Source organism: Novosphingobium sp. SG919 (assembly GCF_012932495.1).
Classification (GTDB): Bacteria; Pseudomonadota; Alphaproteobacteria; order Sphingomonadales; family Sphingomonadaceae; genus Novosphingobium; species Novosphingobium rhizosphaerae.
The window spans coordinates 501,719-522,190 of sequence record NZ_JABCNG010000003.1 but is presented as its reverse complement, the minus strand read 5'-3'; the positions used below and the strand labels follow the sequence as shown (position 1 = coordinate 522,190).

Here is a 20,472-nt window from a genome sequence, read left to right as displayed (position 1 = left end):
CCGTAGCTATCTGGCGACCAACACCGCAGCACCTGGAAACAACCAGGCCGCCGGAAAAACCGGCTGCACCGCATCGGTGAAGCGGCATATATGGAGGCTCTCCCCAACCGTCAACGGCCATTTTTCCACAACCCCCGCAAATCCAACCAAAACCCCCGCAACACCTGCGTTTTGGACCCAAACTTTTCTGGCGTTCCCCCCCAACCAACCCGAATCACCGCCGCTGAATCACTCCCCAAACACCCCCTCTCCAACACCATCACGCCAGAAGGAGCGGAGATCGAGACGCTGGACGTGCGGGCAGCGATGCAATAGTTCGTTGCAATCCGGGGAGTTTATTCCATTCGCATGCGTTCTTTCGCCGCACTCTTGGCGGCCCTGGTTTGTCCAGTCGTGGCCGAGGCCGACACCATTTCGCTATCGGCGCCGCAGTTGTTCGAACTGGCGGACCAGGCCCGCGACCGTGGTGACTTTGCCATGGCCGAAACCGCCTATCGTGCGCTGGCCGGCAATCCCGACATCGACGTCCGCAATGAAGCGCGCTTTCGCCTGGCGCTGATGCTGGCCGATCGCGAGCACAAGCTGAAGGACGCGGCGCTCATGCTGCGCCGCATTCTCGACGAGCGGCCCAAGGCGCAGCGCGTGCGCCTGGAACTGGCCCGCGTGCAGGCGATGATGGGTGACCTTGGCGCCGCCCGGCGGGAAATGCGCGCAGCCCAGGCCGGCGGCCTGCCGCCCGACGTGGAGCGCATGGTGCGTTTCTATGCGGCGGCGCTCAAGGCGCGCAAACCGTTCGGCGGCAGCCTGGACGTGGCCCTCGCCCCAGACAGCAATATCAATCGCGCCACGCGATCCAACACGCTGGGCACCGTGATCGGCGATTTCACGCTGGACCAGGATGCCAAGGCCAAATCGGGCCTGGGCCTGGCGCTGCGCGGACAGACCTATTTCCGCGCGCCACTGGAAAATGACGTCAACCTGCTGGTGCGGGCCAATGGCTCGGCCGATCTTTACCGCAATTCACGATTCGATGACATCCTGGTGGGAATTCAGGCTGGCCCCGAATACGTGCTGGGCGCCGACCGGCTGACTCTGGCCGCCGGGCCGACCTGGCGCTGGTATGGCCTCGATCCCTACAGCACGTCGCTGGGGGTGACCGCCGATTTCCTGCATCCCATGGGCAAGACCATGCAGGGCCGCGCCGGGCTGGGCGTGACGCATACGGCCAACCGCCGCAACGCGCTGCAGACCGGGGATGTGTTTTCCCTTTCTGCCGGGCTGGACCGCGCCCTCTCCGCGCGCCTGGGCGGCGGGATCCAGGCCTTCGTCAATCGCACCAAGGCGAACGATCCCGGCTGGTCCGACGTGACCGGCGGCGGCGCGCTCTATGCCTTTCGCGAGATCGGCCGGACAACGGTGGTGATCAGCGCCAGTTACAGCCATCTGGAGGCCGATGCCCGGCTTTTCCTCTATCCCCGGCGCCGGGTGGACGACCGCTTTTCGATCGTCGGCAATGCCACCTGGCGCGCGCTGCAATGGCAAGGCCTGGCCCCGATCACCCGGCTGCGCTGGGAGCGCAACCGATCGACCGTGGGCATCTACGACTATCGCCGCGTGGCCGCCGAAGTGGGCGTGACCGCGGCGTTCTGACTGTCAGGCGTGGCCAGTATCAGCGGCCAGGTGCGCCGGATCGATGCCGGCCGCGCGCCAGGTGGCGGACCAGCGCTGTTCGCGCGGCGTGTCGAACAGGATCGCTGGCGAACCTTCGGCCGCGTGCCAGCCGTGGTGGTGCAGTTCTTCCTCCAGCTGCCCCGGTCCCCAGCCGGCATAGCCCAAAGCAATCAGCCAGCGCGAAGGCCCACGCCCTTCGGCAATGGCGCGCAGCACGTCCATCGAGGCCGAAAGCGTGCACAGCGGGTTGACCGTAACCGAGCCTTCCCCGCCCCAATCAGGCGTGTGCAGCACGAAACCGCGCCCGGTCTCCACCGGGCCGCCGTGCAGCACGGGAACATCGGGCGAATCGCCGGGATCGATGCCGACATCCTCGAGCAGGGCATGGAACGTGATACCCGCGCGCACTTCGCCCAAGCCGATGCCCAACGCGCCATTGGCATCGTGGAGGCAGAGCGCGATCACGGCATGATCGAAGCGCGGGTCCATCATGCCCGGCAACGCGAGGAGCAGGCGCCCGGCAAGATACTGCGGGGCATGGTCGGAATAGGAGGCAGCGGTCATGGGGGGCAGATTCACGCCGCGGCCGCCGTGGCCGAAGGGTCCGCCACCGATCCGCTGCTGCCGGTTGGCCCACGGTCCTCCGCCGCATCGAGCAGCCGCTTTTCCAGATTGCGCAACCGCGTTTCGCTGGTGACCTTTTCGCCCAGGATGTCGGTGACATAGAACGTGTCCACCGCGCGCTCGCCATAGGTGGCGATGTGGGCGGAGTGGACCACCAGCCGCGAATCGAACAGCGCGTGGGCCAGCCGGCCCAGCAGAGCAGGGCGATCGCGCGCGCCCACTTCCACCACGGTGAAGCGGTTCGAGGCCTTGTTGTCGTAGATGACGATGGGTTGCACGTCGAACGCCTCGGCCCGTGGGCGCGCCAGCGGGCGCGCGGCCAATTGCGGCATCAGCTTGACCCGGTTGGACAGCGCATCGGCAATGCTGGCTTTCAGCCGCTCGATATGGCGCGCTTCGTTCAAGGGGCGGCCCAGCGGGTCCTGGACCAGGAAATTGTCCACCGCCAGGCCATTGCGCGTGGTGTGGATGCGCGCGTCGATGATGTTGCCCCCGGCCAGGTGGATCGCCCCGGCCAGGCGATAGAACAGCCCGGCATGGTCGGCCGCCAGCACGGTGACGAGCGTGGCGCCGCGCGCGGAATAGTAGTGCGCTTCCACCGACAGTGGCTCGCCCAAGGCGGCATCCATCTGTTGCAGGTTGAGCGCGATGATGTCTTCGGGCTCGGCAATCCAATAGGCATCGCTGAGCTGGCGGCCCACCGTGCCGATCAGCGCGGCGCGCTCCTTGAGCAGTTCGCCCACCGCCTTCTTCTTGGCGGCGATACGTTCGGGGCGGCCGTGCTGCTTGTGGCCCAGGCGCAGCATTTCCTCGGTCTGGATGAACAGGTCGCCCAGCAACTGGCGCTTCCACGAATTCCAGATGCCCGGCCCCACTGCGCGGATATCGACGATGGTCAGGATCAGCAAAAGGCGCAGTCGCTCGGCGCTCTGCACTTGCGCGGCAAAATCGGCGATCGTCTTGTAATCGGCCAGGTCGCGCTTGAACGCGGTGGCGCTCATCAGCAGGTGCCAGCGCACCAGCCACGAAACCAGCTCGGTCTCTGCCGCGGAAAGTCCCAGCCGTGGGCACAGCTTGCGCGCCACTTCGGCCCCCAGGATCGAATGGTCGCCGCGCCGGCCCTTGGCAATATCATGCAGCAGGGTGGCGACATAGAGCACGCGGCGCGAAGCGACCTTCTGCACCACGTTGCTGGCCAGCGGGTGCGGCTCGCGCTCCTCGCCCTTCTCGATGCGGGCGAGCAGGCCGATGGCGCGGATCGTGTGTTCGTCCACCGTATAGTGGTGGTACATGTCGAACTGCATCTGCGCCACGACGCGGCCGAAATCGGGGATGAAGCGGCCGAACACGCCGGCCTCGTTCATCCAGCGCAGCACGGTTTCCGGGTCATGCCGGCTGGTCAGCAATTCCAGGAACAGCGCGTTGGCGCGCGGATCCTTGCGCACGCTGCCATCGATCAGCCCGGCATCGCGCCGCGCCAGGCGCATGGCTTCGGGGTGGATTTCCAGTCCGTGCTTGTCGGCCACCACGAAGATTTCCAGCAGGCACGCGGGATCCTGGGCAAAGAAATCGTCGCCCGGCACCGAAACCTTGTCTGCCACCAGGGGAAAGCCCGAAACCGTGCGCTTGCGGCGCTGGCGCAGCGCGGCAAAGAAGCCCGGCTTGGTCCGCGCGAACTGTTCATCCAGCTGGGCCATGAACACGCCCGTCAGCGAGCCCACCTGCTTGGCCTGGAGGAAGAAGAACTGCATGAACCGTTCGACCGAGCTTTTGCCCGGTCGATCGGCAAAGGCCATGCGCGCGGCCACTTCGCGTTGCAGGTCGAAGGTCAGGCGGTCTTCGGCCCGGCGCGTGATCATGTGAAGGTGGCAACGTACCGCCCAGAAGAAGTTCTCGGCGCGGTGGAACGCGCGGTACTCCGCCGCCGTCAGCAGGCCGACATCGACGAGTTCGGACGGATCGCGCACTTTGTGCACATACTTGCCGATCCAGTAGAGCGTGTGCAGGTCGCGCAGGCCGCCCTTGCCCTCTTTCACGTTGGGTTCCACCACATAGCGGCTGTCACCCAGCCGCTTGTGCCGCTCGTTGCGCTCGGCCAGCTTCTCGGCGACGAACTGCCGCTCGGTGCCGGCGCCCACTTCGGCCCAGAACCGGCGCGAGCATTCCTCGTAGACCGCGCGATCACCCCAGACATAGCGACCTTCGAGCAGCGCGGTGCGAATCGTCAAGTCGCCCTTGGCCATGCGCACCGTCTCGTCCAGCGAACGGCTGGAGTGGCCGACCTTGAGCCCGAGGTCCCACAGGAAATAGAGCATTGCCTCGATCACCTGCTCGCACCAGGCGGTGGGCTTGTTGGGCGTGACAAAGGCGATGTCCACGTCGGAATGCGGCGCCATCTCGCCGCGGCCATAGCCGCCCACGGCCAGCACGGCGATGCGCTCGCCCGTGGTGCGGTTGCTGGCGCGATAGACATGGCCGATCACGTAATCGTGGATCACGCGCACCAGCTGGTCCACCAGGAACGCCTGGCCTTGCGCGCATTCATAGCCGGCCGACGGCTTGCCGCGCAGGCGGCGGGCCAGCTCATCGCGACCATGGGCCAGCGCCGCGCGCAAATGCTCCACCACCGTGGGGCGCGCGCGTGACGGATCGCCGCCGGCATCGACGACGGCACGGGTCACGGCTTCGGCAAGGGTGCGGCGGTCGATGATGGCGCGCTGGTGGGCGATGCGGGGCAAGGTCATGAACCTGCAATAAACGAGGTGGCGTTAAGGGGAAACAGCGCAGACATCGAAGTTTTCACGATAAGCCCGATCGAACATGCGCCCCTTGGGACAGGAACCGGTATCGGCGAAAGCCGCATGCCGGGTTAAAGTTCCCGCTCCATGACACGGCATGGCGCAAAAACGCCTGTGCGCTTTGGGGGTTTGCCAACCACTTGGCCCCTGTGCCAGAAGGCGCGCGATCCCGGCCTTGCCTTGGCCACCCGGCCGTGCCTGGCCCACTCTGCCACGGAGCTTCGCGCTTGTTCGTTTCCCCGGCCCCTGTCCTTTCGGTCCTTTCTGCCGCCGCGGCTGCATCCACGCGCATGCCCCTGCACTGGGACCAGCTGGGCCTGTCGCCCATCGCCTGGGATTTCGGCTTCTTTGCGCTGCGCTGGTATTCGCTGGCCTATCTGGCCGGCATTCTCATCGGCTATTGGCACCTGTCGCGCATGATCCGCCAGCCGGGCGCACCGATGGCGCAACGCCATGCCGATGACCTGTTCTTCTATGCCACGCTGGGCATCATCCTGGGCGGGCGCCTGGGCTACGCCACGTTCTATGCCCCGGAATTGTGGTCCCACCCTTCGGAACTGGTGAAGCTGTGGCAGGGGGGGATGAGCTTCCATGGCGGGCTGATCGGCACCGTGCTGGCCATCGCCTTCGTGTGCTGGCGCAACCGCCTCAGCTTCATCCGGGTGTGCGACTATATTGCCCCATGCGCGCCGATCGGGCTGTTCTTCGGGCGCTGCGCCAATTTCGTGAATGGCGAACTGTGGGGCCGCGTGACCACGGCCGACGTTCCCTGGGCCATGGTGTTTCCCGGCGCCGGGCCCAATCCGCGCCATCCCAGCCAGCTTTACGAAGCCCTGCTGGAAGGCGTGATCCTGGCCACGGTGCTGATCACGCTGTTCTGGAAAACCCGCGCGCGCTGGCGGCCGGGCCTGCTGATGGGCACCTTTGCCACCGGCTATGCCCTCTCGCGCTTCATCGTCGAATTCTATCGCGAACCCGATGCCCAGCTCGAAGACTTTGCCCTGCGCACCGGGCTTTCGATGGGCCAGTGGCTGACCCTGCCAATGCTGGCGATCGGCCTGACTTTGCTGGTCCGCGCCCTGGCCCGGCCGCAACTGGGCACCGTGCCACCGCCGCCGGCAGACTGAGCGCACGCGGCAGACCCACGATGCCCGGCGAATCACGGCCCCCTGAAACGCTCAAGCAGGTCTTTGCCCGGCTGATCCGGGCGGCGGGCCCGATCAGCGTGGCCCACTTCATGGCCGAATCCAACGCCCGCTATTACGCGGCGCGCGATCCGCTGGGCACGGCGGGCGATTTCATCACCGCGCCGGAAGTGAGCCAGATGTTTGGCGAGATGATCGGCCTGTGGCTGGCCGATATCTGGATTCGCGCCGGCCGTCCCACCCCGGTTGCCTATGTCGAAGCGGGCCCCGGGCGCGGCACGCTGGCGCAGGACGCGTTGCGCGCGGCCGCACGCCAGGGCCTGGTGCCCGATGTGCACTTCGTGGAAACCAGCCCGACGCTACGCGCCGTGCAACGCGCGCGCTTTCCGCAGGCCACCTGGCACGACGATTTTTCCACCCTGCCCCAAGACCGCCCGCTCATGGTGGTGGGCAACGAATTCCTCGATGCCCTGCCGGTGCGGCAACTGGTGCGCATGGCCGATGGCTGGCGCGAACGGATGATCGGCTGGGACGCGGCGAAAGACCGCCTGCTGCCCGTGGCCGGCGATCGCCCGATGGACGCCGCCGTACCGGCAGAACGCGCCGCGGCCCGCGAAGGCACGATCATCGAAACCTGCCCCGCCGCGGCGGCCGTGACCGGGGACGTGGCGCTGCGCCTCGCGGCCCAGGGAGGCGTGGCGCTATGGATCGATTACGGCCATGCCCAGCTCCGCGAAGGCAGCACGCTCCAGGCGGTGCGGGCCCATGCCAAGGTCGATCCCTTTGCCGATCCGGGCGAGGCAGACCTCACCGCCCTGGTCGATTTCGCCGCACTGGTGCCAGCCGTCGCCAGCGCTGGCGCAAGGTGCGATGGCGTGGTCACGCAAGGCGAATTCCTCAGGTGTCTCGGGATCGAGGCGCGCGCGGCCGGGCTTGCCCGCCACGCCCCCGACCAGGCTGCCGTCCTGGCGCGCGCCCTGCATCGGCTGGTTCATCCCGATGAAATGGGCAACTTGTTCAAGGCCATGGCCTTTTCCGCAGTGCACTGGCCAAAGGGCGCTGCATTCTAAACGCTTTGTCGATTGCATTGCGGCAGCGCAAAACGTCCGCATTTGCCCCAATAAAATGCTTGTTGGCAAAGCCGCAATTCTGTGGCTATCACGCTTTATAACTGTTTGGGCCTGGCACGTGCATATCACGGCGGCCCAGCGCGCATGATACCCGGCGATGTTCGCCGCCGCGCGCAAGGAGGGGGAAATACCGTGCCCGGCCGTTCCAGGCGGGGTGGCAGCAGGCAGGGATTATCAATGGCTGATGAGGCAATTGTGAACGCAAGCGGCACAGATTCGCCCGCCGTCCACGACGGTGCGGGCGTCGATGAAGGCGTGCGTCGGCGCGATTTCATCAATATCGCGGCAGTGAGTTTTGCCGGAGTGGGTGGACTGGCGGTGCTGGTGCCGCTGGTTTCGCAGATGGCGCCGTCGGCCGACGTGCTCGCCGAAAGCTCTACCGAGATCGACATCTCGCAAATCGCGCCCGGCCAGGCGATCAAGGCGGTGTTCCGCAAGCAGCCGGTCTTCGTGCGCAACCTGACGCCGGTCGAAATCGGCGAGGCCGACAAGGTGCCAACCTCGAGCCTGCGCGATCCGCAGACGCTGGAAGAGCGCACCAAGGCGGGCAAGAAGAACTGGCTGATCACCATGGGCGTGTGCACCCACCTGGGCTGCGTGCCGCTGGGCGCCGGCGAAGGTGAAGTGAAGGGCGAGTTCGGCGGGTATTTCTGCCCGTGCCACGGCTCGGTCTATGATACCGCCGCGCGCATCCGCAAGGGCCCGGCGCCCAAGAACCTGGAAGTGCCGCCTTATGAATTCACGTCCGACACTGTCGTGAAGATCGGCTGAGGATAGACACGATGAGCTTTCCCTGGGCGAAAGAATACAAGCCAAGCCACCCGCTGATGCAGTGGCTGGACGAGAAGCTGCCGCTGCCGCGCTTCGTCTACAACGCCGTCGGCGCCGGTTATCCGGTGCCACGCAATCTCAACTATTTCTGGAACTTCGGCATTCTTGCCGGGGTCTGCCTGATGTTGCAGATCGTCACCGGCGTGGTCCTGGCGATGCACTATGCCGCCAATTCGGGCGTGGCGTTCGACAGCGTCGAACACATCATGCGCGACGTGAACTGGGGCTGGATGCTGCGCTACGCGCATGCCAACGGCGCCTCGGCGTTCTTCGTGGTGGTCTACATCCACATTTTCCGCGGGTTCTTCTTCTCCTCGTACAAGGCCCCGCGCGAGATGATCTGGCTTTTGGGCGTGACCATCTTCCTGTTGATGATGGCCACGGCGTTCATGGGCTACGTGCTCCCCTGGGGGCAGATGAGCTTCTGGGGCGCCAAGGTCATCACCGGCCTGTTCTCGGCCATTCCCGTGGTCGGCGAACCGCTGCAACAGTGGCTGCTGGGCGGCTTTGCGCCCGATAACGCCGCGCTCAACCGCTTCTTCAGCTTGCACTTCCTGCTGCCCTTCGTGATCCTGGGCGTGGTGATCCTGCACATCTGGGCGCTGCATATCCCCGGCTCTTCCAACCCCACCGGCGTGGAAGTGAAGACCGAATCCGACACGGTGCCCTTCCACCCCTATTACACGGCGAAGGATGGCTTCGGGCTGGGGGTCTTCGCGATCCTCTATTGCACCATGCTGTTCTTCCTCCCCAACGCGCTGGGTCACCCGGACAACTACATCCAGGCCAACCCGCTTTCCACGCCCGCGCACATCGTACCTGAATGGTATTTCTGGCCGTTCTACGCGATCCTGCGCGCCTTCACCGCCGATTTCCTGTTCATCCCGGCCAAGCTGATGGGCGTGCTGGCGATGTTCTCGGCGATCCTGGTGTGGTTCTTCCTGCCTTGGCTGGATACCTCGCCGGTGCGTTCGGGCCACTATCGCCCGCTGTTCCGCAAGTTCTTCTACCTGCTCGTCATCGACGTGCTGGTGCTGGGCTATTGCGGTGGCTCGCCGGCCGAAACCAAGTACGTGCTGATCTCGCAGATCGCCGCCACGTACTATTTCCTCCACTTCCTCGTGATCCTGCCGATCGTCGCCTCGATCGAGAAGCCGGCCCCGCTGCCGTTCTCGATCACCGAAGCGGTGCTGGGCAAGGATGACCAGACCGCCCCGGCCGCCTGAGCCAGCGAAGCGCAAAAGAGAGAGAACCCCATGGTCCGTCTTTTTGGTCCTCTTGTCGGCCTCTTCTTCGCCGTCGCGCTGCTCTGGTCGTTCGGCGTTGGCGCGATCCAGGCGATCCGCGAGCCCGAACCCACCACGGCGGTGCAGGAATTCCACCTTGCCCCCAAGGAGCCGGAACCCGGCTTCTCGTTCAATGGCCCGTTCGGCAAGTTCAACCAGGCGCAGTTGCAGCGCGGCTTCCAGGTCTACAAGGAAGTCTGCTCCAACTGCCACTCGCTGCATTTCGTCGCGTTCCGCGATCTGGCCGCGCTGGGCTATACCGAAGCGGAAGTGAAAGCGATCGCCAAGGAATGGGGCACCAAGGCCAAGGTCCAGGATCCCAAGACCGGTGACGAAACAGAGCGCGACAACGTGCCTGCCGATCACTTCCCCAAGGTCTATTACGCCGGCACCGGCAACCCGCCAGATCTGTCGCTGGTCACCAAGGCCCGGCACGAAGGCCCGGAATACGTCTATTCGCTGCTGACCGGCTATCAGGAACAGCCTGCCGAGCTGCTCAAGAAGTATCCTGATGCCAAGACGCCCGATGGCCTCTATTACAACCCCTACTTCGCCAACCTGAATATCGCCATGCCGGCTCCCCTGGCCGACGATCAGGTGACCTATGGCGACGGGACCAAGGCCACCAAGGAACAGATGGCTGCCGACGTGGCCGCCTTCCTGACCTGGACCGCCGAACCCAAGATGGAAAAGCGCAAGCAGACCGGCTGGGCCGTGCTGGGTTTCCTCCTCGCCGCAACCGCGCTGGCTTACCTTGCCAAGCGGAACGTGTGGTCGAAGGTCCACTAAGAACCGCCCCTGTGCGAAAACGAAAAGGCCACCGGAAACGGTGGCCTTTTTCATGGGTTGACGGCACAGCGCCGCCACGCCCCTCCCCTCCGCGAAAGCATGTCATGACGCCCGACGATCTCAAGGCCCTGGTCCGCGCCGTGCCCGATTTCCCACAGCCCGGCATCCTGTTCCGTGACGTGACCACGCTGATTGCGCATGGGCCGGGCTTTGCCGCGACAATCGATCATCTCGCGCGGCGGGTGCAGGACAGCGGTGCCGGCCTGATCGCCGGAATGGAGGCGCGCGGCTTCATCTTCGGCGCGGCGGCCGCCGCCCATGCCAGCCTGGGCTTCGTGCCCGTGCGCAAGCCGGGCAAACTGCCCGTCGCCACGCTCGGCGTGGACTATGACCTGGAATATGGCACCGACCGGCTGGAAATAGACCCCACGGCAATCGCGCCGGGGACGCAGGTGGCCATCGTCGACGATCTGATCGCCACCGGCGGCACGGCGCTCGCCGCCACGCACCTGTTGCGCCAGGCCGGCGCGATCGTCACCCACGCCTTTTTTGTCATCGACCTGTGCGATCTGCCCGGCGCGCGGCGCCTGCGCGAGGCGGGCGTGACCGTTGATGCCCTGATGGATTTTCCGGGGCACTGATCACGGCCGGCAGGAGGGGCTTTCAGGCGATCTCCCTCTCCACTTGCGCGAGAGGGCACCGCAAACTCCCCCTCCCGTTCGCGGGAGGGGGTCGAGGGGGCCTGTTACACCCCCACCCTCGTCAATCCACCAGCATCAGCGCATCCAGCGCCACCACGCCCTCGCCCTTGGGATGCAGGATCACCGGGTTGAGGTCGATCTCGCGAATCGAAGGCTCCGCCCGCAGGACCTGGCCCACCTTGACGATCAGCGCGGCCAGCGCCGGCACATCGAGCGCGGGCGACCCGCGATAGCCGGCCAGCAGTGCCGCACTCTTCAGTTGCATGAGTTCGGCTTCCACCGCCTCTTGCGTCAGGTCTGCTGTCAGCAGGCGCACATCCTGCAGGATTTCGGCCGTCACCCCACCGAACCCGGCCAGCACCACCGGCCCCCATTCAGGATCGTTCTTGGCGCCCACGATCATTTCCAGACCACGCTTGCCCATCGCCTCGATCAGCACGCCGTCCAGCTTGATCGTGGCATCATAGGCCGCCACGTTGGCGAACATGCGGGTCCAGGCTTCGTGCACGGCCGCATCGTCGGCCAGGTTCAGGATCACCCCGCCGGCATCGCTCTTGTGGCCCAGCGCGGCCGCCTGCGCCTTCATCGCCACTGGATAGCCCACGGCCTGCGCGGCTGCCACAGCATCATCGGCACTGGCGGCAAACTGCCCCTTGGGAAAGGCAACGCCGGCCGGAGCCAGCAGTTGCTTGGCCTTGTATTCGGGAATCACGCCGGTCACATCGGCAAGGCCGGGCACCGCCAGCGCCGGGGCATCGGTGACCGAAAGATCGCGGGCAGACCAGTGCGTGAGGCGAGTGATCGCCCGCAGCGCGCGTTCGGTGGTGGGGAACCAGGGAATGCCGGCTGCACGCAGGGCGGCAATGCGCTCCGCCGGAACGTCTGCGCCTTCGTCCAGCCCGGCAAAGATCAGCGGCTTGGTCAGCGTCTTGCCTTCCACTGCGGCCAGGATCGCGGGGAACTTGATCGCGCAAGTGATCGCCTCGGCCTGGATGATGCCGGCCAGCACCGTGCCCACCCGGTCGTCGGCCATCAGCGCATCGAGCGTGCGGGTATAGATCGCCGGTTCCGACAGGCCCTGCGCCGTGATGTCGAGCGGGTTGGACACCGGCACGAAAGGCGGCAGGGCGGCCCGCAACGCGGGTGAATCCTCGTCATGCAGCGCCGCCAGCGCCAGGCCGAGTTCTTCGGCCAGATCGAGCGTCAATGCCTTGAACGCACCGGATTCGCCCAACACGGCGGCCGCACCCGAAGGCGCGATCGGGCAACGCGCGGCAATCTCGGCAATGTCGCCAAGTTCCTCCAGCGTTTCGGCAAAGATCACCCCGGCGCGGGCCACCATCGCGCGCATCAGCTTGTAATCGCCCGCCATCGCGCCGGTGTGCGTCGCCGCCGATTCGCGTGCCGCGCTCGATTTGCCCGGATGCAGCAGCACCACCGGCTTGCCAGCGGCCCGCGCACGGCGCGCCGCCGCCAGGAAGCGCTGCGGCTTGCGGAACTGCTCCACGATCATGGCAATGGCGTGGGTGTCCGGATCGTCGACCAGCCAATCGACAAAGTCTTCAACACCGCTGGCCGCTTCGTTGCCGGTGGAAACCGAATAGGAAACCCCGCATTCGCGCGCCAGCAGCATGGTGCCCAGCACCGCCGCCATGGCCCCGGATTGCGAAACGATGCCCACCGCGCGCTTGCCTGCGGGCGGCACGGCGTTGGTTTCCACGAAAGTCAGCGGAATGCGGTCGACATAGTTGACCAGGCCCAGGCAGTTGGGCCCTTCCACCACCATGCCCGCTTCGGCAGCCAGCCGCGCGATCTCGCGCTGTTCAGCCAGCCCTTCCTCGCCTCCCTCGGCAAAGCCGGCCGAAAAGATCACCACGCCCCCGGCCTTGCGCGCGGCCAGGCTGCGCACGGCATCAAGCACACCCACGCGCGGAATGGCCAGCACGGCCACGTCCACGCCTTCGGGCAGCGCGTCGACGCTGGGATAGCATTTGCGCCCGCCGATCTCTTCGCGCTTGGGATTTACCGGATAGATCGCCCCGGCATAGCCATTGCGCTCCAGGTTGCTGAGCAGCGTCGCGCCGAGCGCTCCGGGCTTGTCCGATGCACCGACCACGGCCACCGATTGCGGGCGCAGGAAACGGGCGATCGCCTGATGCGACAGAACGGGTTCAACAGCCATGACATCCTCCGAATTTCGCTATGACATATAACAATCAGCGAAACGCGGCAAGCGGCGAGTGACCAGCATGCCCCAATGGCCTGCCTCCCCTGGCATCCACCACAAACATGACGACAATGGTTGACGAGACACGATCGCCCATGGCAAGCGCTTTGGCCGAAGCGGGCGGGTATAGCTTAGTGGTAAAGCCCTAGCCTTCCAAGCTAGTTATGCGGGTTCGATTCCCGCTACCCGCTCCAGAGCCTCCTCTCAGGAGGTCCCAAGACGACCCGTAAGCGGCTGTTTTTTACAGCTTTTTGTTGGTATAATGTCCCGGCAGTTCCGGCGATGTTTCACCCAATATCAGAACAAAATGGGCACATTGATGGACCTGCAGCCAACCGAGCTGAAGGGAGGTCCATCAAAATGGGCGAACGGAAATCAGGGCTGACGGCATCATCGGTCGCGCGCGCCAAGCCGAAGGACAAGGCGTACAAGCTGTCCGACCACGACGGTCTGTACCTTCTGGTGAAGCCGACCGGCGCACGGTACTGGCGGATGAACTACCGCTTCCACAACCTGCAGCGGACGGTGACCTTCGGTCGCTATCCGGAATTGCTGCTTGCCGATGCCCGGCAGCGGCTTCTCAATGCGCGGCGTCTGTTGGCAGATGGCATCGACCCGATCGATCATGCCAAGCTCAACAAGATCCAGGAATCCATCTCGTTCGCCAACACCTTCAAGACGGTCTCGGACGAGTGGTTGGAAAAGGTCCAGCTGGAGGAGAAGGCCCCAGCCTCGATCAAGAAATATCAGTGGCAGTTGGGGCTCGTCATGCCGGCGATCGGCAATCGCCCCATCGCCAAGCTCACCGCGCACGAGGTGCTGCTTGCGCTGAAGAAAATCGAGCGCACCAGGAAATTCTACACCGCCACCAGCGTTCGCGCGACATGCAGCCAGGTGTTCCGCTACGCCATCGCCACCGCGCGCGCCGAGCGCGATGTTTGCGCGGACCTGCGTGGCGCCCTGGTCACGCCCAAAGTCGTGCACCGCGCCGCGATCACCACACCGAAGGAAGCCGGTGCCCTCCTTCGGTCGATCGAGGACTACGAGGGCGACCACCAGACCCGAGTCGCCATGCGCCTCCTCCCCCACGTCTTTGTGCGGCCCGGTGAACTGCGCCATGCTGAATGGAAGGAGTTCGACTTCGAGCGCAAAGTCTGGATCATCCCGGAGCACAAGGCAAAGATGCGCCGGCCCCACGCCATACCGTTATCAAGGCAGGCCTTGGCCATCATCGGCGATATCGCGCATGATCCGACCTACAGCATCTATCTGTTCCCCTCGCTGCGCTCGGCCACGCGCCCGATGTCCGACAACACCATCAATGCCGCGCTACGACGCATGGGATACGGCAAGCACGAAATGACCGCCCACGGCTTTCGGGCGATGGCCGCAACCTTGCTCAACGAAATGGGCATCTGGAACGCTGACGCCATCGAGCGTCAGCTTGCTCACGTTGAAGCCAATGCCGTCCGACGCGCCTACACGCGCGGCCAATACTGGGACGAGCGTGTACGCATGATGCAGCACTGGTCGGACTATCTTGATAGTTTGCGTGACGGCGCCAAGGTGCTGCGCCCGAATTTCGGGAGCACAGCACTCGGATGATGACACGCAACCGGGAAGTTGCGGCTGACACCCGATCAGTGACGTTCGATAACGCGGTCGTGGACCGTTCGGCTAAGCGATCCGCCATATGTCACCCGATAATCGCTGGTCAGTGAATATAGGGTTATCAGCGAATATATGCTGGCAGAGGCCGTTATGCGTCGGACAGATTATCCCACTTACGCGTTATTGCAGCCGAGACGATGCCATCTTCAAGGCTGTGCTCGCACGTCGGTCGTTTTAGCTTCTCGTGCACGGCAAGCGTGAGACCGCCACACATGACGTGCGACAAGCAATCACCTCTATGTGAAGTTCGCAATCGGGTGGCAGTGCTATCGGACCTCGTCGACCCGATAGAACATGGGATTACGCATCCATTCGCGGATGGCGGATTCCCGCCAGCCGGTGCAGCGCGTGGCGATGTGGACCTGCCTGGGGAAGGTGCCTGCCTGAATCTTGCGGTAGAGGGTAGCGCGGGTCAGGCCGGTGCGATCGAGCACGGCGTTGAGGCGCAGAATACGGTCCGGGGGCTGTTCGGTCATGGCTTGGTCTTCCTGTGCTGTGGTTGGTTCTCTTGCTCCTTTGATGTGAGATTTGCTGGTCTGCGGTCGGCGTCAAGAGTGCCGAAAACGGTGCCAATGCGCCGATTTTACGCCAGTTGACCCCAGGGTGTCCGATCATGCCCCAGGCTGCGAAAAAGAAATTTTGATGGTCATGCAGATTGTGTCTCAGGCCGTCTCGGCCTGATCGCGCTCTCCTTCCGCTGCGCTCCAGCCGAGCCGGCACTGCCGTCTCGTCGGCAGAGCCGGTGCGATCGCTGACACTTGGCCCGGCCTTGCTGGCCGGCCCTGTCGGTCCGCCTATGGCTCCCCTCCAATTGTCGCCGCGCTTTGGGTGCGCGGCGGGGTCTGCCTCGGCTCCGAGGTGACGGGGGGCGTCACGGCCCTGTAGCCCCGCCGCGACGGGGTGCAACCCGGCCCGTTGCGCGGGTCCGGGTGCTCCACGCTGTTGCGCTCCTTCGGATGCACCCCGCCGCTGCTCGCGGGGCTGTCGGTCCGCTCCTGCCGCCCCCCGCCACCCCGGCGCCGGGCCATGGCGGTTTTAGGAGCTTGAAGATCATGAGCACCGTGAACACGACTGAACGCCAGTCCCTCTATGCCGAGGTGACTTCCCGCATCATTGCCGAACTGGAGGAAGGGCGCTTGCCCTGGGTGCAGCCATGGGACGCCAGCCGCTGTCCTTGCACGCTGCCCCACAATGCCGGTTCGGGCCGGACCTATTCGGGGATCAATGTTCTCATTCTTTGGACCTCTGCCATCGAGCAGGGCTTTTCCTCGCAGCGCTGGCTGACCTATCGCCAGGCCGAAGCAGCGGGAGGCCATGTCCGGCGCGGCGAGAAGGGTACGGTGGTCTGCTATGCCGATCGCTTCACCCCGCGTGAGGAAGCGGCCAAAGCCAGGGACGAGGACCGCGAAGCGCGCACAGTGGCCTTTCTCAAGCGCTTTACCGTGTTCAATCTCGACCAGTGCGAGGACCTGCCCGAGGACATGGTGCAGCCTGTGGCACCGATTGCGCCCGAGCTGGCGATTGCCGGCGCCGATCGCGTGATCCAGAACAGCGGCGTGACCTTCCGCATCGGTGGCGGAGAAGCCTTCTATTCCCCCACGCATGACGTGGTGCAAGTGCCGCCGCAGGCTGCCTTCCTCGAGCCGATCAACTGGTTTCGCACGGCGCTGCACGAACTGGGTCATGCCACGGGCCACAAGAGCCGGCTGGACCGTGACCAGACTGGTAAGTTCGGCTCTGCGTCCTACGCAAAAGAGGAACTTGTTGCGGAAATGGCCAGTGCCTTTGCCTGTGCGGCGCTGGGCATTGTCCCGACCGTGCGGCATTCTGATTACATCGGAGCCTGGCTCGAAGTGCTGCGCGCCGACGAGAAGGCGATCTTCCGCGCTGCCAGTGCTGCGAGCAAGGCGGCCGACTTCCTGCTCGCCTGTGGGGAGGACCGGCCATGAACCGGCCTCTCCCGCCCGAATGGGGCAAGCCCGTCCTGCCGACCATATCGCCGCGTACGTTCTGGCGCCGGGGCCAGCGCGGCCTGCGCCGCATGACCAAGCGGCAGCGAGCGATCTTCGCGGCCGTGCGCTTCGAAGGCGCCAGCTATGCCGATCTGGCCCAGCGTCATGGCATCAGTGTCGAGGCGGTGCAGGCCGAGCTGGCCAAGGCCCTCTCCACGCTGACCCGGGCCGTCTATGGCCGATGGTGGCAACGCTGGTGGCCGTGGTGAAAAATTCAGGCCGCCCGATGACTTGCCATTGGGCGGCCGTCGCGACAGGGTGCCGCTATCATGCGCAGCGATCTCGACCATCTTCCCGCCAACAAGCAGCGCGAACTGGAACGCGTGGTGCAGATTGTCTTCGAGGAATTCGAGGACGCGCTGGCCCTGGCTTCGCACGAGTGGAAGAAGAAGGGCCGCATTCTCAAGGTCATTCTCTACGGCAGCTATGCGCGCGGCGGCTGGGTCGACGAGCCCCACACCGCCAAGGGCTACCAGTCGGATTATGACCTCCTCATCATCGTCAACGACAAGCGCCTGACCGACCGGGTGAAATACTGGGCCAAGGTCGATGACCGGCTGATGCGCGAGTATGGCATTGCCGGCACGATCAAGACGCCGGTCAATTTCATTGTCCACACCCTGCAGGAGGTGAACGATGGGCTGGCGCATGGGCGCTACTTCTTCATGGACGTGGCCCGCGATGGCATCGCGCTCTACCAGAGCGACGACACCGAACTGCACCAGCCCAAACCGAAGACGCCGCATGCCGCGCTGGCCATGGCGAAGGAGTATTTTGAGGAGTGGTACCCGAGTGCGATGCGTGTACACATCAATTTCAACGACGATTTAAAGCGAGGCTGGTACAAGGACGCGGCCTTCATGTTGCATCAGGCAACAGAGAGGCTATACCACGCCGTTCTCCTTTCGGTCACGTTTTATACTCCGCACGTTCACAATCTGGCGTTCCTGCGTACCCAGGCTGAGCGGCTCGATGTCCGTCTCATCTATGTCTGGCCCAGCGACAGCCGAAAGCACCGAGCAATGTTCGAAAAGCTCAAGGAAGCCTACGTCAAGGCACGCTATTCCAAGCACTATCGGATCACCGAAGAGGAACTGGCCTGGCTGGGCGAGCAGGTCGAGGAACTCGGCCGCGTGGTTCACGCCATTTGCTCGGAACGCATCGCCCAGCTGGAAGCGACAGCGCGACAAGCGGGGTGAGGAATAACCGGCGTGTCGATCTCCATGGCCTAACGGCTTTAGCTCTTGTTTTCCGGGTCTGGGACAAACCCGTCATTCGCGATCATGCGCGGGAGCAGCAGGTTTCGGTTGAAGCGGACGTTTGTGGTTTCGCAGCAATTGTCTCCGGAATGAGCAACCTCGGCCGCTAGCGGTCTGACGCCGCTATACGCGCGAGGCCTCGACACCCCATGCGAATTTTCTGACAGATGGCGTCGCCTGGCGACCAGGATTCCTTTACTGGCTCCCCTCCTTCAACAACGCCTATCATTTCACATGCAGACGGACGGCGCGCGGTGTCTGTGAATTCGGGAACGGACTCGCGGTCCGGACCGACGTGCAGCTGATCGGCTCGTTCGGATCCGTCCTCGATAAAGGCAATGATCCGGCCGCGATCGTTGGGAAGGACTATGTGCGGCTAGCCCCTTCGGGCGCGATCCACATTTACGGTCTCAGTGGCCTTGCTGAGGATATGTCGCTTGACATCACTTACAAGCGCTTGTTTCGGATTTCGCGCGAGGATACGCCGGTGTATGCGTTCAAGGCCGACCTAAGCTACTGGATCGCCGGGGTCCGAGCATGTTTTCCTCACGACAAGCTATGAAAGCGGCCGTGAAGAGGAAACGCTCAAGCTGACCGACGAACGGAAGGTTGCCGTGGGCATACGCTTCTAACGCATCCCTGAGCGTGAGCGCGAGGTTTTAACGGGAGGGTCGGCCACAGGTGCAGTCGGCGCAACCGTCCCGGCTTTTGTATTCGCTCCTGCGCGATCACCGGCTGTTATACTTGGCGCGACCATCTCGTTTTGGCCTCCAGCGGCGCCAGCGGCACGCCCCGAAGAATTGCTGCCCACCGTCTCTTCGCCAGAGGCCGCGACATTATTGGGATCCGCCGCAATTATTGAATTTCCAGACGCATCAACAGCAGCATCTTTGTTCGTGCCCTGGTCCGATTGCGTGGGCGTGGAGGGGGTCAGGATGGCGAGCGCGATGAGCGCTATGGCGGTGATAGCGTAAGCCGCGATCGCGACCTTGCGGGTTCGCTTATAGACGCCTTCGGCTTCGCTCAAAGGCTCAGTCGCCAACGCCTTAAAGTCGTCGGGGTCGACGAAGCCGTAGAGCTTGACCTGCCATTTCCCCTGGACCTTCCGAAACAGCGCCATGAACCGCGCATTGGCATAGAGCACCATGCCGAGGCTGAAGGCGAGATAGACCGCGAGCCCATAGAGCAACATATCGGCAAAGGCCGCCTCGCCCTTCCCGGGCGTCGCCAACAATGTGAAGCGCCCGAGCACGGCGGCGACCACGACCAGCAAGTCGCGCCACAGCGTTCCGGTCAGTTCCCGGGTCTGGGTGACGACGCGGGTGACGTCGTCTGCCAGTGTCTTGCGCAGCTCCTGAAGGGATTTGAGCGTTTCCTTGCTCGTGTCGCGCACATGCATGCGGAAAGCCGTTCGGGCGGCTTCAAGCGCGCTGGGAGCGCGGTCGGCGAAACTGCTCGCCAGAGTTTCCTCGCCAGGCCATTCGCGCGCGAGTTCATAAACAAACAGGGTATGCCTCGTCTCGGCATCGCGGCCCGAGTTGAAGATCCAGTCGGCGACCTCGGTGGCCAGCTTGAAATCGCGCTCCGGATCGACCGTATCCAACGCAGCGCGGAGCTTGCGCTTGCGCGGCCCGGTAATCGCCACGCGGGTCTCGCCATCCTGTTTCCAGACCTCGTCGACAAAGCACAGGAGCAATTGAGGAAGCGCGGCAGCCCGCCAGGTTTCGAAGACTGCGCTGACCCGGGGTTCGCCCCGGTGCTGTGGCACAGCAGCATCGGCCAGCTCTTCCTGGCGCGCTTCGCCCGCAACCAGATCGTCGGCCTGAGCCGGAGAAGGAGGCGGTACCGTCAGCAGCAACGGCCCGATCGAGAGGGGAACGACCGCCAGTTGATCGCGCACGATGCGGCGCGGCACGGGCAGGCCTGGCTCGTCTCCGACCGGTGCGTCGGCAACCATCCCGGTCCAGGGCTCGAAACTGCACTGGACGGTGCGGAATGGCACGAAATTCTCGGCCACGAGCACACGTCGGGCGAGCGCGGCCTTGTCGCGGTCGTCGAGCAGGGTTGCGAGCCCGCGCGCGTGCAGAAAATAAAACGTCGAAGCCGTCGGCAGCTTGATGAAGCTCACGCGCAATTCGCCGTCGCTCTCCGCCAGAGCTGGGATCGTAACCGCCTCGCCCAACGCGTCGATGGCTTCGAAGGCACCGAAACCGCCATCGCACCAGGCGGCGGCGGCCGCGGCCAGCTCGGCGCGCAACGGCGCCTCCGGCGTACCGCGCACGTCCAGGCGATCGAGGCGTTCGCTCAACGACCCATCGCAGGCAGCAA

17 protein-coding genes and 1 tRNA gene are annotated in these 20,472 nt (G+C 64.6%); 13 read left to right on the top strand and 5 right to left on the bottom strand.

The window, feature by feature from the left end; translation table 11 throughout:
* The first annotated feature begins 705 nt into the window (after positions 1–705).
* Positions 706–1,650, top strand: a complete 945-nt coding sequence (locus FHT19_RS15365) for a surface lipoprotein assembly modifier (RefSeq protein ID WP_348982487.1) — start codon at positions 706–708, stop codon at positions 1,648–1,650.
* A gap of 3 nt (positions 1,651–1,653) precedes the next feature.
* Here the strand turns inward: FHT19_RS15365 and FHT19_RS15360 are convergent, their stop codons facing one another.
* Together FHT19_RS15360 and FHT19_RS15355 are read right to left on the bottom strand one after the other, a co-directional pair.
* Positions 1,654–2,235 (bottom strand): YqgE/AlgH family protein, encoded by a 582-nt coding sequence (locus tag FHT19_RS15360; RefSeq protein ID WP_246866048.1) that lies wholly within the window; start codon positions 2,233–2,235, stop codon positions 1,654–1,656.
* Positions 2,236–2,246: 11 nt separating this feature from the next.
* Positions 2,247–5,039, bottom strand: a complete 2,793-nt coding sequence (locus FHT19_RS15355; protein ID WP_169475791.1) for a [protein-PII] uridylyltransferase — start codon at positions 5,037–5,039, stop codon at positions 2,247–2,249.
* A 344-nt stretch (positions 5,040–5,383) separates the two neighbouring features.
* Between FHT19_RS15355 and lgt the strand changes: the two genes are divergently transcribed.
* From lgt to FHT19_RS15325, 6 genes are all read left to right on the top strand, one after another.
* Positions 5,384–6,220, top strand: coding sequence for a prolipoprotein diacylglyceryl transferase (gene lgt, locus FHT19_RS15350; RefSeq protein ID WP_168555599.1), 837 nt, complete (start codon positions 5,384–5,386; stop codon positions 6,218–6,220).
* Positions 6,221–6,240: 20 nt separating this feature from the next.
* Positions 6,241–7,308, top strand: a complete 1,068-nt coding sequence (locus FHT19_RS15345) for an SAM-dependent methyltransferase (protein WP_169475790.1) — start codon at positions 6,241–6,243, stop codon at positions 7,306–7,308.
* Between the two features lie 237 nt (positions 7,309–7,545).
* On the top strand, positions 7,546–8,139 hold the full coding sequence (petA, locus tag FHT19_RS15340) for a ubiquinol-cytochrome c reductase iron-sulfur subunit (protein ID WP_168555601.1): 594 nt from the start codon (positions 7,546–7,548) through the stop codon (positions 8,137–8,139).
* Positions 8,140–8,150: 11 nt separating this feature from the next.
* Positions 8,151–9,425: a cytochrome b N-terminal domain-containing protein gene (locus FHT19_RS15335; protein WP_168555602.1), complete on the top strand. Its 1,275-nt coding sequence runs from the start codon at positions 8,151–8,153 to the stop codon at positions 9,423–9,425.
* 30 nt (positions 9,426–9,455) lie between these two features.
* Entirely contained in the window at positions 9,456–10,274 is an 819-nt protein-coding gene (locus FHT19_RS15330; RefSeq protein WP_168555603.1) for a cytochrome c1, read from the top strand.
* A 104-nt stretch (positions 10,275–10,378) separates the two neighbouring features.
* Positions 10,379–10,915 (top strand): adenine phosphoribosyltransferase, encoded by a 537-nt coding sequence (locus FHT19_RS15325; RefSeq protein WP_169475789.1) that lies wholly within the window; start codon positions 10,379–10,381, stop codon positions 10,913–10,915.
* A 121-nt stretch (positions 10,916–11,036) separates the two neighbouring features.
* Here the strand turns inward: FHT19_RS15325 and FHT19_RS15320 are convergent, their stop codons facing one another.
* On the bottom strand, positions 11,037–13,157 hold the full coding sequence (locus FHT19_RS15320) for an acetate--CoA ligase family protein (RefSeq protein ID WP_169475788.1): 2,121 nt from the start codon (positions 13,155–13,157) through the stop codon (positions 11,037–11,039).
* Positions 13,158–13,322: 165 nt separating this feature from the next.
* On the opposite strand from FHT19_RS15320, the gene FHT19_RS15315 reads away from it, so the two are divergent.
* A tRNA-Gly gene (locus FHT19_RS15315) sits at positions 13,323–13,396 on the top strand.
* A 166-nt stretch (positions 13,397–13,562) separates the two neighbouring features.
* Complete coding sequence (locus FHT19_RS15310) at positions 13,563–14,807, top strand: integrase arm-type DNA-binding domain-containing protein (RefSeq protein WP_169475787.1); 1,245 nt, start codon at positions 13,563–13,565, stop codon at positions 14,805–14,807.
* 332 nt (positions 14,808–15,139) lie between these two features.
* Here FHT19_RS15310 and FHT19_RS15305 read toward each other — a convergent pair whose 3' ends face one another.
* Positions 15,140–15,349, bottom strand: coding sequence for an AlpA family phage regulatory protein (locus tag FHT19_RS15305; protein WP_169475786.1), 210 nt, complete (start codon positions 15,347–15,349; stop codon positions 15,140–15,142).
* A 576-nt stretch (positions 15,350–15,925) separates the two neighbouring features.
* On the opposite strand from FHT19_RS15305, the gene FHT19_RS15300 reads away from it, so the two are divergent.
* From FHT19_RS15300 to FHT19_RS15285, 4 genes are all read left to right on the top strand, one after another.
* Positions 15,926–16,822, top strand: coding sequence for a zincin-like metallopeptidase domain-containing protein (locus FHT19_RS15300; RefSeq protein ID WP_169475785.1), 897 nt, complete (start codon positions 15,926–15,928; stop codon positions 16,820–16,822).
* Positions 16,819–17,094, top strand: a complete 276-nt coding sequence (locus tag FHT19_RS15295; RefSeq protein ID WP_169475784.1) for a sigma-70 region 4 domain-containing protein — start codon at positions 16,819–16,821, stop codon at positions 17,092–17,094. The genes FHT19_RS15300 and FHT19_RS15295 overlap by 4 nt, the downstream gene beginning before the upstream one ends.
* 60 nt (positions 17,095–17,154) lie before the next feature.
* The gene (locus FHT19_RS15290) at positions 17,155–18,084 is read left to right on the top strand and encodes a nucleotidyltransferase and HEPN domain-containing protein (RefSeq protein ID WP_169475783.1); all 930 of its coding nucleotides are present in this window, start codon (positions 17,155–17,157) and stop codon (positions 18,082–18,084) included.
* Positions 18,085–18,439: 355 nt separating this feature from the next.
* Positions 18,440–18,706: a hypothetical protein gene (locus tag FHT19_RS15285; RefSeq protein WP_169475782.1), complete on the top strand. Its 267-nt coding sequence runs from the start codon at positions 18,440–18,442 to the stop codon at positions 18,704–18,706.
* A 66-nt stretch (positions 18,707–18,772) separates the two neighbouring features.
* Here the strand turns inward: FHT19_RS15285 and FHT19_RS15280 are convergent, their stop codons facing one another.
* Positions 18,773–20,452, bottom strand: coding sequence for a hypothetical protein (locus FHT19_RS15280; protein WP_169475781.1), 1,680 nt, complete (start codon positions 20,450–20,452; stop codon positions 18,773–18,775).
* Positions 20,453–20,472 lie beyond the last annotated feature (20 nt).